The organism is Porphyrobacter sp. MBR-155, assembly GCF_040547625.1.
Lineage (GTDB): Bacteria > Pseudomonadota > Alphaproteobacteria > Sphingomonadales > Sphingomonadaceae > Erythrobacter.
In genome coordinates this window covers 59,267-72,260 of record NZ_JBEPQB010000011.1, presented here as the reverse complement: position 1 = coordinate 72,260, position 12,994 = coordinate 59,267, and the positions used below count along the sequence as shown (strand labels likewise).

Annotated in this window: 15 protein-coding genes; 8 read left to right on the top strand and 7 right to left on the bottom strand. The window is 63.6% G+C overall.

Going from position 1 to position 12,994, the window contains the following annotated elements; genetic code table 11:
- Nucleotides 1-27: 27 nt before the first annotated feature.
- Nucleotides 28-1,194: a penicillin-binding protein activator gene (locus tag ABIE62_RS12305; protein WP_354326409.1), complete on the bottom strand. Its 1,167-nt coding sequence runs from the start codon at nucleotides 1,192-1,194 to the stop codon at nucleotides 28-30.
- Between the two features lie 92 nt (nucleotides 1,195-1,286).
- Between ABIE62_RS12305 and rsmI the strand changes: the two genes are divergently transcribed.
- From rsmI to ABIE62_RS12285, 4 genes are read left to right on the top strand one after another with little or no spacing between them, the layout of a single operon-like run.
- Complete coding sequence (gene rsmI, locus ABIE62_RS12300; RefSeq protein ID WP_354326408.1) at nucleotides 1,287-2,144, top strand: 16S rRNA (cytidine(1402)-2'-O)-methyltransferase; 858 nt, start codon at nucleotides 1,287-1,289, stop codon at nucleotides 2,142-2,144.
- Nucleotides 2,141-2,518: a YraN family protein gene (locus tag ABIE62_RS12295; RefSeq protein ID WP_354326406.1), complete on the top strand. Its 378-nt coding sequence runs from the start codon at nucleotides 2,141-2,143 to the stop codon at nucleotides 2,516-2,518. Before rsmI ends, ABIE62_RS12295 begins: the two co-directional genes overlap by 4 nt.
- 20 nt (nucleotides 2,519-2,538) lie before the next feature.
- A complete protein-coding gene (gene gshB, locus ABIE62_RS12290; RefSeq protein WP_354326405.1) occupies nucleotides 2,539-3,516 on the top strand; it encodes a glutathione synthase in 978 nt (325 codons plus the stop codon).
- 10 nt (nucleotides 3,517-3,526) lie between these two features.
- Nucleotides 3,527-4,144 carry a DedA family protein gene (locus tag ABIE62_RS12285; RefSeq protein ID WP_354326404.1) on the top strand — a complete coding sequence of 206 codons (618 nt, stop codon included), beginning with the start codon at nucleotides 3,527-3,529 and terminating at the stop codon, nucleotides 4,142-4,144.
- A 3-nt stretch (nucleotides 4,145-4,147) separates the two neighbouring features.
- On the opposite strand, the gene ABIE62_RS12280 is transcribed toward ABIE62_RS12285, so the two are convergent.
- Entirely contained in the window at nucleotides 4,148-5,047 is a 900-nt protein-coding gene (locus ABIE62_RS12280; protein WP_354326402.1) for a tyrosine recombinase XerC, read from the bottom strand.
- Nucleotides 5,044-6,195: a radical SAM family heme chaperone HemW gene (gene hemW / locus ABIE62_RS12275; protein ID WP_354326401.1), complete on the bottom strand. Its 1,152-nt coding sequence runs from the start codon at nucleotides 6,193-6,195 to the stop codon at nucleotides 5,044-5,046. Before hemW ends, ABIE62_RS12280 begins: the two co-directional genes overlap by 4 nt.
- A 48-nt stretch (nucleotides 6,196-6,243) precedes the next feature.
- Between hemW and ABIE62_RS12270 the strand changes: the two genes are divergently transcribed.
- Nucleotides 6,244-6,792: a CAP domain-containing protein gene (locus tag ABIE62_RS12270; protein ID WP_354326400.1), complete on the top strand. Its 549-nt coding sequence runs from the start codon at nucleotides 6,244-6,246 to the stop codon at nucleotides 6,790-6,792.
- Between the two features lie 4 nt (nucleotides 6,793-6,796).
- Here the strand turns inward: ABIE62_RS12270 and rdgB are convergent, their stop codons facing one another.
- Both rdgB and rph read right to left on the bottom strand, forming a co-directional pair.
- Nucleotides 6,797-7,423: an RdgB/HAM1 family non-canonical purine NTP pyrophosphatase gene (gene rdgB / locus ABIE62_RS12265; RefSeq protein WP_354326399.1), complete on the bottom strand. Its 627-nt coding sequence runs from the start codon at nucleotides 7,421-7,423 to the stop codon at nucleotides 6,797-6,799.
- Complete coding sequence (gene rph / locus ABIE62_RS12260) at nucleotides 7,420-8,133, bottom strand: ribonuclease PH (RefSeq protein ID WP_354326398.1); 714 nt, start codon at nucleotides 8,131-8,133, stop codon at nucleotides 7,420-7,422. Before rph ends, rdgB begins: the two co-directional genes overlap by 4 nt.
- A gap of 80 nt (nucleotides 8,134-8,213) precedes the next feature.
- Here rph and hrcA point away from each other — a divergent pair, with 80 nt between their 5' ends.
- Complete coding sequence (gene hrcA / locus ABIE62_RS12255) at nucleotides 8,214-9,257, top strand: heat-inducible transcriptional repressor HrcA (protein WP_354326396.1); 1,044 nt, start codon at nucleotides 8,214-8,216, stop codon at nucleotides 9,255-9,257.
- A gap of 15 nt (nucleotides 9,258-9,272) precedes the next feature.
- Nucleotides 9,273-9,848 carry a nucleotide exchange factor GrpE gene (locus ABIE62_RS12250; protein ID WP_354326500.1) on the top strand — a complete coding sequence of 192 codons (576 nt, stop codon included), beginning with the start codon at nucleotides 9,273-9,275 and terminating at the stop codon, nucleotides 9,846-9,848.
- Nucleotides 9,849-9,858: 10 nt separating this feature from the next.
- On the opposite strand, the gene ABIE62_RS12245 is transcribed toward ABIE62_RS12250, so the two are convergent.
- Both ABIE62_RS12245 and ABIE62_RS12240 read right to left on the bottom strand, forming a co-directional pair.
- The gene (locus ABIE62_RS12245) at nucleotides 9,859-10,350 is read right to left on the bottom strand and encodes a vgr related protein (RefSeq protein WP_354326394.1); all 492 of its coding nucleotides are present in this window, start codon (nucleotides 10,348-10,350) and stop codon (nucleotides 9,859-9,861) included.
- Between the two features lie 5 nt (nucleotides 10,351-10,355).
- On the bottom strand, nucleotides 10,356-10,844 hold the full coding sequence (locus tag ABIE62_RS12240) for a copper chaperone PCu(A)C (RefSeq protein WP_354326392.1): 489 nt from the start codon (nucleotides 10,842-10,844) through the stop codon (nucleotides 10,356-10,358).
- Nucleotides 10,845-11,020: 176 nt separating this feature from the next.
- Here ABIE62_RS12240 and dnaK point away from each other — a divergent pair, with 176 nt between their 5' ends.
- Nucleotides 11,021-12,943, top strand: a complete 1,923-nt coding sequence (gene dnaK, locus ABIE62_RS12235; protein ID WP_354326390.1) for a molecular chaperone DnaK — start codon at nucleotides 11,021-11,023, stop codon at nucleotides 12,941-12,943.
- Nucleotides 12,944-12,994 lie beyond the last annotated feature (51 nt).

The window sequence follows — 12,994 nt, the reverse complement described above, 5'->3', positions numbered from 1 at the left end:
CTCACAAGCGGCGCTTGCCGGTTTTACTCAGCGCGTAAAGCCGGTTGGCGCAGCATCGACCGCGACAACCTCACCGCCGCGCACTTCGCGCACTTCGAGCGCGCGTTCAATCACGCCGTTGCGGCCAAAGCGGAACGCGCCGTCAACGCCCAGAAAGCCGCCGCGGTCATACAATTCGCTCTTGGGAAAGGGCGTGCCAACCTTCCAGTCACGCGCGATCCGCAAGGTCAGCAGCACAGCATCGTAACCTAGCGTCGCCACCCGGAAGGGCTGCGCCCCAAAGCGCGCTTCGTAACTGTCGGCGAAGCGTTTGAAGCGCTGGTCGGACACGGCGGCGAACAGCGCGCCCTCCATCGATCCGGCGCGGGCCAGCGTCGCCTCTCCGCTCCAGAGTTCGGTGCCGAGAATGCGCGCCCGCGCAGATCCTTCGCGCTGCAATTCATCGGTAGCCTGAATGGCAAGCCGTGCGCTGTCGGCAATCACGACAGTGTCATACCCGCCCGCTGCGCGCAGGCGCTGGGCTGCGCTGACAATCGAGGTATTGCCGCGCGCATAGCTCTCCCGCCCCGCCAGCGCGCCGCCGAAATCGCGTAACGCATTGTCGAGCGCCGATGCTGCGCGGGTGCCGTAATCGCCTTCGGGCAGCAGCGCGGCAAAGCGGTTTGAACCGCGCGCGCGGGCATATTGCACGCTGCGGCGAACCGATTGTTCGGGCACATGGCCGATCACGAACACGTCCGGCCCGGCAACGCTGGTGTCGTTGGAAAAGGAAATGACCGGCACCCCTGCCGGGCGCGCGACGGCCTGCACGGCAGGCACCCCATCGGCCATCAACGGACCAAGGATCAGCTTGTTACCATCAGCAATCGCCTTGCGCGCCGCAGCCGACACTCCCGCGGAGGTATCATAGGTGGTGATCCGCAGATTATCCGCGCTGGTATCGAGCAGCGCCATCGTCGTCGCATTGGCGATCGCCTGCCCGACGGCTGCGGTATCGCCGTCCATCGGCACCAGCAACGCGATGCGGTGGCGGCCCGAATCTGTGGGGAGCGCGGTCGCCGAAGGTTCGGGTGTCGGCGCGGGCGGCGGCGCGGTGGCAACGTCGGACTTCGGGATCACCTGACACCCGGCGGCCAGCATCAGGCCGCCCACCAGCGCAAGATTGCGCCCGGTAAGCAGCCGTGCGCTGCGCATCAGCCTGCGATCTCGTGCGGGTGCCCAAAATGGCAGATTTATGCGCTTCATCCTTGCCGACCTCTCGCTGCTGCTCCATTGATCCGGCCATAATGACCGCAGAGCTTCCATCCATCCCAACAGGGACGCCAGATCCCGGTCTCTACATCGTTGCGACCCCGATTGGCAATCTAGGCGACATGACGTTGCGTGCGCTCGACATCCTGCGCGGCGCAGCGATGATCGCGTGCGAGGATACGCGCGTGACGGGCAAGCTGCTCAAACATTTCGGTATCTCGGCGCGGTTGCAACGGTTGGACGATCACGCCCCGCCCGAAGTGCGCGCGCGGTTGATCGAACTGGCACGCAATGAAGCGGTGGCGCTGGTGAGCGATGCCGGGACGCCGCTGATTTCCGATCCGGGTTATCGACTGGTGAAAGAGGCACGCGCGGCAGGCGTTCCCGTCATCAGCATTCCGGGGGCCTGTGCGGCGGTATCAGCCCTGTCGATTGCCGGCCTGCCGAGCGACCGGTTCCTGTTTGCCGGATTTCTCCCCGTCAAGGACAAGGCGCGGCGTGAAACACTCGAAGCGCTGGCCGGTATCGCCGCCACGCTGGTATTCTACGAAACCGCCCCCCGGATCGAGCGTTCGCTGCGCGCAATTGCCGAATTGTGGCCGCAGCGCGAAGTGGCGGTTGCGCGCGAACTGACCAAGCTGCACGAGGAATGCCGCAACGGCAGCGCCGCCAGCCTCGCCGATCATTACGCAGCGCATCCGCCCAAGGGTGAGATTGTGCTGCTGATCGGCCCGCCAGCCGAGGCCGAAACGCCGGTGGCCGATCCCGACAAGCTGCTGCGCGCAGCATTGGCCGATGCGGGGCCGGGCAAGGCGGCGGGAATCGTCGCCAAGGCCACCGGGCTCGACCGCGCAGCACTCTATGCCCGCGCGCTGGAGTTGAAGGGGGAATGACCCGCGAACGCTCCACCGATGTGCGCCGCGAAGCCGATCAGCGCGGGCGCGAGGGTGAGGCTGAGGCGGCGATGTGGCTCGCCCAGCAAGGTTGGCGCATTGTCGCCGAGCGGGTCAAGACCAAGGCGGGCGAGATTGATCTGATCGCCCGCAAGCCCGGGCTTGTCGCCTTCGTCGAAGTCAAATGGCGCGCACGCAGCGCTGCACTGGCTGACGCGATTGACGAACGGCGGCTGGCGCGGGTGGCCAAAGCGGCGGAAATCGTCGCGCACGAATACGCGGCCGACGGCGAAGATATCCGCATCGACGTGATCCTGCTTGCACCGGGCCGCCAGCCCACCCACATCGAAAACGCGTGGATGCCGTTCTGCTAAACCACATCGGAGTTGATTGAATGACATTGCGCATTGCCGTCCAGATGGACCCCATCGACCGGATCAACATTGCGGGCGATAGCTCGTTCGCGCTGATGCTGGCTGCGCAGGCGCGGGGCTACGCCATTTACGAATACCATGTTGAAAGCCTGACGCTGGACGAGGATGACCGGCTGTTCGCGCACGCGTTCCCGGTAACAGTGCAGCGGGTGGAGGGCTATCACTTCACGCGCGGAAAGCAGGTCAGGCTCGATCTCGGCAAGGATGTCGACGTGGTGCTGATGCGGCAGGATCCGCCGTTTCACATGGGCTATATCACCGCCACTCATATGCTCGAACGCATAGCGCGCGAAACGCTGGTCGTGAATGATCCGGCCAATGTCCGCAATTCGCCCGAAAAGGTGATGGTGCTCAATTACCGGCGCTTCATGCCGCCGACGCTGGTGACACGCTCGGTCGATGAAGTGCGGCGCTTCATGGCCAAGCACGGTGCGATTGTGGTCAAGCCGATCCACGGCAACGGCGGCAAGGCGATTTTCCGCATCGGAGAGAACGGCGAAAACCTCTCCGCTTTGTTCGAAGTGTTCAACCAGACCTGGCCCGAACCGCATATGGTGCAGCCCTTCCTGCCCGAAGTGGCGCAGGGCGATAAACGCATCGTGTTGATTGATGGCGTGGTGGCAGGCGCGATCAACCGGCTACCGGGGGAGGGCGAGTTTCGTTCTAATCTCGCCATGGGCGGCAGCGCACAACCAACCGAATTATCGGCGCGCGAACAGGAAATCTGCGATGCGCTTGGCCCCGATCTCAAACGGCTTGGCCTCACCTTTGTCGGGATTGACGTGATCGGCGGAAAATGGCTGACCGAAATCAACGTCACATCGCCCACCGGGATCGTGGCGATAGACAAATTCAACCAGACCGATACGGCGGGCATGATCTGGGACGCGATCGAGCGGCGATTGGCCGAACGCGGCATCGCAGCCCCCGGCAAATAGTAGAGGCATAATGACCGAACTCCTGCTCGGGCTGCTCGACAAGGGCGGCTATCTCGGCATTTTTGTGCTGATGATCCTTGAAAACGTGTTCCCGCCGATCCCGTCGGAGGTGATCCTTGGCGCTGCCGGGGTGCTGGTGGAACAGGGTAAGATGAACGGGATCACGCTGTGGATCATCGCCACGGCGGGCACACTGGCGGGTAATCTGTTCTGGTATTGGCTCGGCTCGCGCTGGAGCGAGGATCAGCTTAAGCGCGTGATTGATCGCTGGGGCCGCTGGCTGACATTCGAATGGGATGAATTCACCAAGGCGCGCGACATTTTCCGCAAATATGGCGACTGGATCGTGTTCCTGCTGCGGTTCTCACCGCTGCTGCGCACCATCGTGTCGCTGCCTGCCGGGCTGGCGAAGATGAAGCTGTGGCGGTTCGCGCTGTTCACCTTCCTCGGCTCGCTGATCTGGAACGGGTTGCTGATCCTTGGCGGGCGGGCGCTGGCGGGTGTGATTGACCGCTACGAGTCGACTGCGGGCTATGTCATCGTCGCCATCGTGGTGCTGGGCGTGGCCTATTACATCTACCGCGTGGTGACGTGGAAGCCGGTCAAGGCGTTCGAGCCTGAGGAATAGGCGCTATACCTTGCCGCCCCGTGGGTGGGCATTGCGGTAATTTTCCAGCAGGCTGGCAGCATCGACGCGGGTATAAATCTGGGTCGAACCCAGCGACGCATGGCCGAGCAATTCCTGAAGCGATCGCAAGTCCGCCCCGGCGCTGAGCAGGTGCGTGGCAAACGAATGCCGCAGCGCGTGGGGCGTGGCGGTATCGGGCAGGCCCAATGCGCGCCGCGCCTGCGCCATCGCGCGCTGCACCATGCCGGGCGACAACGCCCCGCCCTTGGCCCCGCGAAACAGCGGCTGATTGGCGGACAGCGGCCACGGGCACAGGCGGACATATTCAGCCACGCCCGCGCGGGTGATCGGCAGCACCGGCACCATGCGCTGTTTTCCGCCCTTGCCGGTGACTTGCAGCACGTCGCCCAGCGGCACGTCGCGCCCTGTCAGCGACAGCGCCTCGGCAATGCGCAGGCCCGATCCATACATCAGCAACAACACCGCCCGGTCGCGCGCGCCGATCCAGTCGGTGGCCGCGGTGCCATCGACCATCGCGGCAAGGTTTACCGCCTCATCAGGCGTTACCGGGCGCGGCAGACCTTTCTTCAGGCGCGGGCCGCGCAGGCGGGGCGGGGCGGGGTCGGGATCGCCGCTTTGCTGGCGGGCAAAGGCGATGAAGGCTTTGAGCGCGGAAAGTTCGCGCGCGGCGCTGGCATTGCCCAATCCTTGGGCACGGCGCGCGGCGAGGAAGGTGCGCAGATGGTGTGCCTCGGTGCGGGCAACCGCCTCCCAACTTTCCAGCGCGTTGGCGGCCACCAGCCTTTGTGCCGCCGCGACATAGGCGCGCACGGTATGCGGTGAGCGGCGGCGGTTGTCCGTCAGATGCGCGCGCCATTGCTCGGCCAAGGATGCGCCGCTCATGCCGCCACCAGCGTATCGGCCACCACCTCGGCCAGCAGCGCATCGAGCAGCGCGCGGCCCGGCAGGGCGACCCCGATGCGCGTGCCATCCTGCCACATCAGGCCAAGCGTGATCAGGCGGGTGAGCGCGGCGTCCTCGATCAACCCGGCACGGGGCAGGCCGAACCGCGCTGTCAACGCCGCAAGGTCAACCCCCTCGGTCAGCCGCAGCCCCATCAGCAACGCCTCGGTCGCTTGCTCGGGCACAGACAGGTTTCGCGCCTCGACAATCCCGTCGCCCTGCCGCGCGACAGCGGAAAGGAAGTTCTCGGGCTTCTTGTGCCGCACCGTCGCCATGCCCCCGCGCCGTCCATGCGCGCCGGGGCCGATCCCGACATAATCCTGATACCGCCAATAGACGAGATTGTGGCGGCTTTCCTCACCCATGCGGGCGTGGTTGCTCGTTTCATAGGCAGGCAGGCCCGCCGCTTGCGTCAGGTTTTGGGTGATGGTGAATAATTGGGCAGCGGCGTCATCATCCAGCGGGATCAGCCGCCCGCGCCGCACATCGCTGGCAAAGCGGGTGCCGGGTTCGATGGTGAGTTGATACAGCGACAGGTGCCCGGTGCCTAATGCCAGCGCACGGGTCAGCCGATCATGCCACAATTCGGGCGTGTGGCCGGGCAAGGCGTAGATCAGATCAAAACTCACACGCTTGAAGTGGGCTTGTGCCGTTTCGAGCGCCGCTAGCGCCTCCGTGGCCCCGTGTAGCCTCCCCAAAAACCGCAGTTCCGCATCATCCAGCGATTGCACGCCGAGCGAGACGCGGTTGATGCCCGCGCTTGCCAGAGCCGCGAAATTGGCGGCTTCGACCGATGACGGGTTGGCCTCCAGCGTAATTTCGATGTCCGGCGCGAACCCCCACAGGGCTTCCGCCTCGACCAGCAATGCCGCAACCAGTGCAGGCGGCATCAGCGATGGGGTGCCGCCGCCAAAAAAGATCGAGGTCAGCGGCTCTCCGCCTGCTACCGCAGCCTCGGCGCGCATATCCGCAATCAGCGCCGCCTGCCACGCCGCGACATCGACCCCGGCCCGAACGTGCGAGTTGAAATCGCAATAGGGGCATTTCTTGGCGCAAAATGGCCAATGAATATAAAGCGCGCGGGCCATGATCGGGATTTTCAGCCCTGATTAACCGTTGGATCATAGAATGATTGCATGAAGGGAACCCATCTCGTGCGCGCCATTGGCCTTGCACTGCTTATGACAGCTATGCCCGCGATGCCGCAAGAGCAGCGCGAGCCGCAGGCGGCCGAGCGCGAATGGCTCGCCGCCCATAACGCCGCGCGCGCGGAGGTTGGCCTTGCGCCGCTGCGCTGGAGCAATGCGCTGGCGCGTGATGCCGGGGATTGGGCGACGCACCTTGCCGATCGCCGCACATTTCAACACACGCCCGATCACTTGCGCGGCGGGCAGGGCGAAAACCTGTGGAGCGGCACGCGGGATCACTACTCCCCGTGGCAGATGATTTCCTATTTCGTGGCCGAAAAGCGCGATTTTCGTCCCGGCACCTTTCCCCACGTTTCGCACACCGGGCGCTGGAGCGACGTTGGGCATTATACCCAGATCATCTGGCCCGAAACGCAGGAGGTGGGATGCGCCACCGCGCGCAATCACCGCCATGAAGTGTTGGTGTGCCGCTATTGGCCGGCTGGCAATGTGATGGGCACCCGGCTCGACCCGGCAGAGCGACTCTCACGCCGTTGAGCGTTTAGCCGAATTGGTCAGCGACCAACTTGGCAAAAGCATCGGCGCGGTGGCTGATCGCGTGTTTTTCCTCCGGCGCGATTTCGGCAAAGGTTTGGCTGCGCCCGGCAGGCACGAACACCGGATCATAGCCGAAGCCCAACGTCCCGCGCGGAGGCCATGTCAACGCGCCGTCGCAGCGGCCTTCGTATATGGCGTATTCTCCATCAGGCCAGGCGAGCGCTAGCACGCAATGGAACGCGGCGCTGCGATCAACGTCCGACCCGCGTTCGGCCAGCAACCCTTCAACCTTGCCCATCGCCATATACCAGTCGCGGCCCGGCGCGCCTTCGAACCACTGCCGTTCGGCCCAGTCGGCGGTGTAAACGCCGGGGCGGCCATCGAGCGCGGCCACGGACAGCCCGCTGTCGTCAGCCAGAGCCGCCAATCCCGAAGCCTCCGCCGCCGCGCGCGCTTTTAGCAAGGCGTTCTGCACAAAGGTCGTGCCGGTCTCAGCCGGTTCGGGCAGGCCCAGCGACCCGGCGGACAGGCATTTCACCCCGTAAGGTTCCAGCAGCGCGCCGATTTCCTTGAGCTTGCCCGCATTATGCGTGGCAATCACCAAGGAACCTGAGCCGAGGCGGCGTGTCATTTCACCGCGTCCAACTGCGCGGCGAAAATCCGGTCGCAGCCCATGCGGGCGAGGCGCAGCAGGCGTAGCAGGGCTTCCTCGTCATAGGTTGCGCCCTCGGCCGTGGCCTGCACTTCGGCGATTTTACCACCTGTCAGCAGCACGAAATTGCCATCGGCTTCGGCGTTCGAATCCTCGTCATAATCGAGGTCGAGCACCGGGGTGCCCTTGAATATCCCGCACGAAATCCCGGCCACCTGCGCAAGAATCGGATCATGCTTGATATCGCCCGACGCCATCAAGCCGTTGATCGCCAGCCGCAGCGCAATCCACGCGCCCGAAATCGCCGCAGTGCGCGTGCCGCCATCGGCCTGGATCACGTCGCAATCCAAGGTAATCTGGCGCTCGCCCAGCTTTTGCAAGTCCACCACGGCGCGTAAAGAACGTCCGATAAGACGCTGAATTTCCTGTGTGCGGCCCGATTGCTTGCCCTTGGCCGCTTCGCGCTGCCCGCGGGTGTGGGTCGCGCGCGGCAGCATCGAATACTCGCCCGTCACCCAACCTTCACCCTTGCCGCGCATCCACGGCGGAACCCCGCGTTCGACGCTGGCGGTGCACAGCACCTTGGTATCGCCAAACCCGATCAGCACCGATCCTTCAGCATGGCGGGTAAAGCCGGTTTCGATGGTGATGGCGCGCATTTCATCGGGCGCGCGTCCTGAAGGGCGCATGGGGTTCTCCGTTGATGTGATGCGGGGCAATAGGCGCGGGCCACTTGTCGCCGCAAGCGCAAAGACTAAAGAATAAAGGCATGACCTCGCTCCCCGTAACCGAACTGACCGCCCGCGCCCGCGAAATCTTTCGCCGGGTGGTGGAGGAATATATCGACAGCGGGCAGCCGGTTGGATCGAAGACGTTGGCAGCGGATGGAACGCTCAACCTCTCGCCCGCATCAATCCGGTCGGTGCTGGCTGATCTCGAATCCGCAGGCCTGCTTGCCGCGCCGCATACCAGCGCGGGGCGGCTGCCGACCGACGCGGGATTGCGCATCTTCGTCGACGGGATGATGCGCGTGGCCGAACCGACGATGCAGGAACAGGCCGCGATCGAGGCGCGCTTGGCCGAGGCGGGGCCGGTTGAGGCGGCTCTGGCGCAGGCATCCGCGATCCTCTCAGACCTGTCGGGCGCAGCGGGGATGGTGCTGGTCGCCCCGCGTGAACAGCGGCTGGCGCAGTTCAATCTGGTCGATCTGGGGCAGGGCCGCGCGCTCGCCGTGCTGGTGGGCGAAGATGGCGGGGTTGAAAACCGCATCGTCACGATTGGCGGCGCGATCAGCGCTAGCGCGCTCGATCAGGCGAGCAATTACATCACCGCGCGGCTTGCGGGCCGGACGCTGGCAGAGGCAGCGCAGGCGATGCGCGCTGAAATCAACGCAGGGCGCTCGCAGCTCGATAACGCGAGCCGCGATCTGGTGGAACGCGGGCTGGCGGTATGGAGCGAGGATGCCGCCGCGCGCCCGGTGTTGATCGTGCGCGGCGCGGCCAACCTGCTCGATGAAAGCGCGCTGGGCGATATTGAACGCGTGCGCCGCTTGCTCGAAGATCTTGAGGACAAGCAATCGGTTGCCAGCCTGCTCGATTCCGCGCGTGAGGCCGATGCGACCCGCATTTTCATCGGTTCCGAAAACCGGCTTTTCGCATTATCCGGCTCATCCGTCATCGCCTCGCCCTATCGTGATCGTGAAGGGCGGGTGGTCGGTGTGCTGGGGGTGATTGGCCCCACGCGGTTGAATTACGCGCGGGTTGTCCCCATGGTGGATTTGACCGCCCGTTCATTGGGCAAGCTGATCGCTTGAATGGAAGCACACGACATGACCGAGAATGAAAAGCCGCTGGATCAGGCGGCTGAAGACGAATTGAAGGGCGTGCCTGAGGAATTGCGCGAAGGCGGCGATGAGGCCGAGGCGGATACGCTGACCGAGGCGCTCGAATCGCTCAAGCGCGATCTGGAAAGCGCCAAGCAGGAAGTGCTCTACGCCAAGGCGGAAACCCACAATGTGCGCCGCCGGTTGGAGCGTGAAAAGGACGAAGCGCGCGCCTATGCCGCGACCGGATTTGCCCGCGATATCCTGAGCGTGGCGGATAATCTTTCACGCGCCGTGCAGGCGATCCCCGAAAGCCTGCGCACCGATGACAGCATGAAGGGGCTGGTCACCGGGATCGAGGCGACCCAGCGCGAGCTGGAAAAGGTGTTCGCCAGCCACGGCATCACCCGCATTGCGGCTGTCGGCCTGCCGCTCGATCCGAACCAGCATCAGGCGATGCTGGAGGTGCCAAGCGCCGATCACGAACCCGGCACGGTGGTGCAGGAAATGCAGTCAGGCTGGATGATCAAAGACCGCCTGCTGCGCGCCGCAATGGTGGCGGTGGCAAAGGCGGCGGAATAGGGCGTTTGCGTCAGGGATTGAAGGGCAAAATCGCCTCGTAAATCGCCAGCGGGGGCGCGCCGGTTACGCTCGCCCCCTTTCGCAACAAAAACGCGTGGCGGACGATTTCGGCTTGCTGTTCGATCCCGTATTGGGTCAGCCGCCAGCCCGGCTTGATCGCATAGTCATAACGGCACCACGGGTGGCGGCGTAGCACCAGATACCATTCACCGCGCGTCTGGGTCTGCCAGACGTGCACCATTTCGTGAATGAAATGCGCTTGCAGGCTTAGCGACGCGGCGGCGAAATCATCGCAGTAATGGTGCGCGGCCGGGTGAAAATGCAGGTGGCCGCGCGGGGCCATTGTGACTTTGCGGGGGTGGAACGGAAAGAACTTGCGCCGCTTGATCCGCACCTGTGCGTAGTCAATCGCATCGCCAAAAACACTGCGGGCCAACGCAACCTCGCCCGGCGACAACGAACGCTCCCCGCCGACCGGGCAGATATGCAGAGTGGCATCCAAAGCGTTCAGCGTTCTTCCCCGGCGGCGCGCACATCTGCGGCAAAGCTCTGCGTCGTGCCATCCGACAGGGAGAGTGTGACATTGACAGTGCCGCCCGGCTGCCACGCATCCGAAGGCTGCATCGCCATTACGTGCAGCCCGCCCGGCGCGAAGCTGACCGGCGCACCGGTGGTCAAAGCAATCGGCGCAGCTTCCGTCATCGTCATTGCGCCATCTTTTTCGGCTGTCTGGTGGATCATCGACATTCCCGCGCCTTCAACCGTTACGGTGTTGAGGGTTAGGCCGTCTGCGCCCGCGTAGGAAAGATCGAAATAGACCGCCGCCGGATTGCCTTTGACCGGGGCCAGCACCAGCCGGGGATTGGTGATTGACAGGCCTTTGACCAGAACCGGGGACGCGGAGTCTGTGGGCGCGCCCGTATCGCCTTGATTGCAAGCAGCCAATCCCAACAGGCAAAACGCCGCAAATGCAGTGCAGGCGGCGCGGTTCATCATTGTCACTTCAACTGTCTCCCTTGTGGATTGGCCGCAAAACTAGGGCCGCCTGTCTCTTGTGCCAAGCGAAACCGCACCTATATCGCGCTCACAATCGAGCCGCCAACGCGCTTTGCCCATACCGGGGAAGCGCATCGGCGCGGTGTCCAACAATTGTCCAGATGGATGGGGTAAACATGGGTAAAGTAATCGGTATCGACCTCGGCACCACCAATTCCTGCGTTGCGGTCATGGATGGCGGCAAACCCAAGGTGGTTGAAAATTCGGAAGGCGCGCGCACCACGCCGTCAATCGTCGCCTTCACCAAGGATGGCCAGCGCCTGATTGGGCAGCCGGCCAAGCGTCAGGCGGTGACCAACCCCGACAACACCCTGTTCGCGATCAAGCGCCTGATCGGTCGCCGGTTTGAAGACCCGCTGACCAAGAAAGACATGGAGCTGGTCCCCTACACCATCACCAAGGGCAAGAACGGCGATGCCTGGGTGAACGCGGGCGGCGAAGATTACAGCCCGTCGCAGATTTCCGCCTTCATCCTGCAAAAGATGAAAGAAACCGCCGAAAGCTATCTTGGCGAAGCCGTGACGCAGGCGGTGATTACCGTGCCGGCCTATTTCAACGACGCCCAGCGTCAGGCGACCAAGGATGCCGGGCAGATCGCCGGGCTTGAAGTGCTGCGCATCATCAACGAACCGACCGCAGCCGCGCTCGCCTATGGGATGGACAAGGACGAAGGCAAGACCATCGCGGTCTATGACCTTGGCGGCGGCACCTTCGATATCTCGATCCTCGAAATCGGCGACGGCGTGTTCGAAGTGAAGTCGACCAACGGCGACACCTTCCTTGGCGGCGAAGATTTCGACAACGCGATCGTCGAGTTCCTGGCGGATTCCTTCAAGAAGAAGGAAAATATGGACCTGAAGACCGACAAGCTCGCGCTTCAGCGTCTGAAAGAAGCTGCCGAAAAGGCCAAGATTGAACTGTCGAGCGCCGCTTCGACCGAAATCAACTTGCCGTTCATCACCGCACGCATGGAAGGTGGCAGCACCACCCCGTTGCATCTGGTGGAAACCATCACCCGCGCTGATCTGGAAAAGATGGTCAACGCGCTGATCCAGCGCACGCTTGACCCGTGCAAGAAAGCGCTGGCGGATGCTGGCATTTCGAAAGACCAGATCGACGAAGTAATCCTGGTCGGCGGGATGACCCGGATGCCGCGCGTGCGCGAAGTGGTTGAACAGTTCTTCGGCACCAAACCGCACACCGGCGTCAACCCGGATGAAGTCGTCGCCATGGGCGCGGCCATTCAGGCGGGCGTGTTGCAGGGCGATGTCAAGGACGTGCTGCTGCTCGACGTGACGCCGCTTTCGCTCGGCATTGAAACGCTGGGCGGGGTGTTCACCCGCATGATCGATCGCAACACCACCATCCCGACCAAGAAGACCCAGACTTATTCGACCGCCGAAGACAATCAGAACGCGGTGACGATCAAGGTCTATCAGGGCGAGCGCGAGATGGCGGCGGATAACAAGCTGCTCGGCAATTTCGACCTGATCGGCATTCCTCCGGCCCCGCGCGGCGTGCCGCAGATCGAAGTCACCTTTGACATCGACGCTAACGGCATCGTCAGCGTCGCGGCGAAGGACAAGGGCACCGGCAAGGAACAGACGATCAAGATTCAGGCGTCGGGCGGTTTGACCGACAACGACATTGATCAGATGGTCAAGGACGCTGAAAAGTTCGCTGAGGAAGACAAGAAGCGCCGCGCTGCTGCCGAAGCGCGCAACCAGGCCGACAGTCTTGTTCACGCGACCGAAAAGCAGCTGGAAGAACACGGCGATGCAATCGACGCTGGCACCAAGTCCGACGTTGAGGCTGCGATTGCGGCGGTCAAAACCGCACTTGAAGGCGGAGACGCTGATGACATCAACGCCAAGGCGCAAGCCTTGACCGAAGCTGCGATGAAGATGGGCCAGCAGATCTACGAAAAGCAGCAGGCTGCAGGCCCCGATGGCGACGCGCCAGCTGCGGCCGAAACCGCCGCTGACGAAGACGTTGTCGACGCCGAATTCTCCGAGGTTGATGAAGACAAGAAGGGCTAACGCCCCGATGCATCCCGCTGACCTGCCGCTGCGACCGGATTATCTATCCGG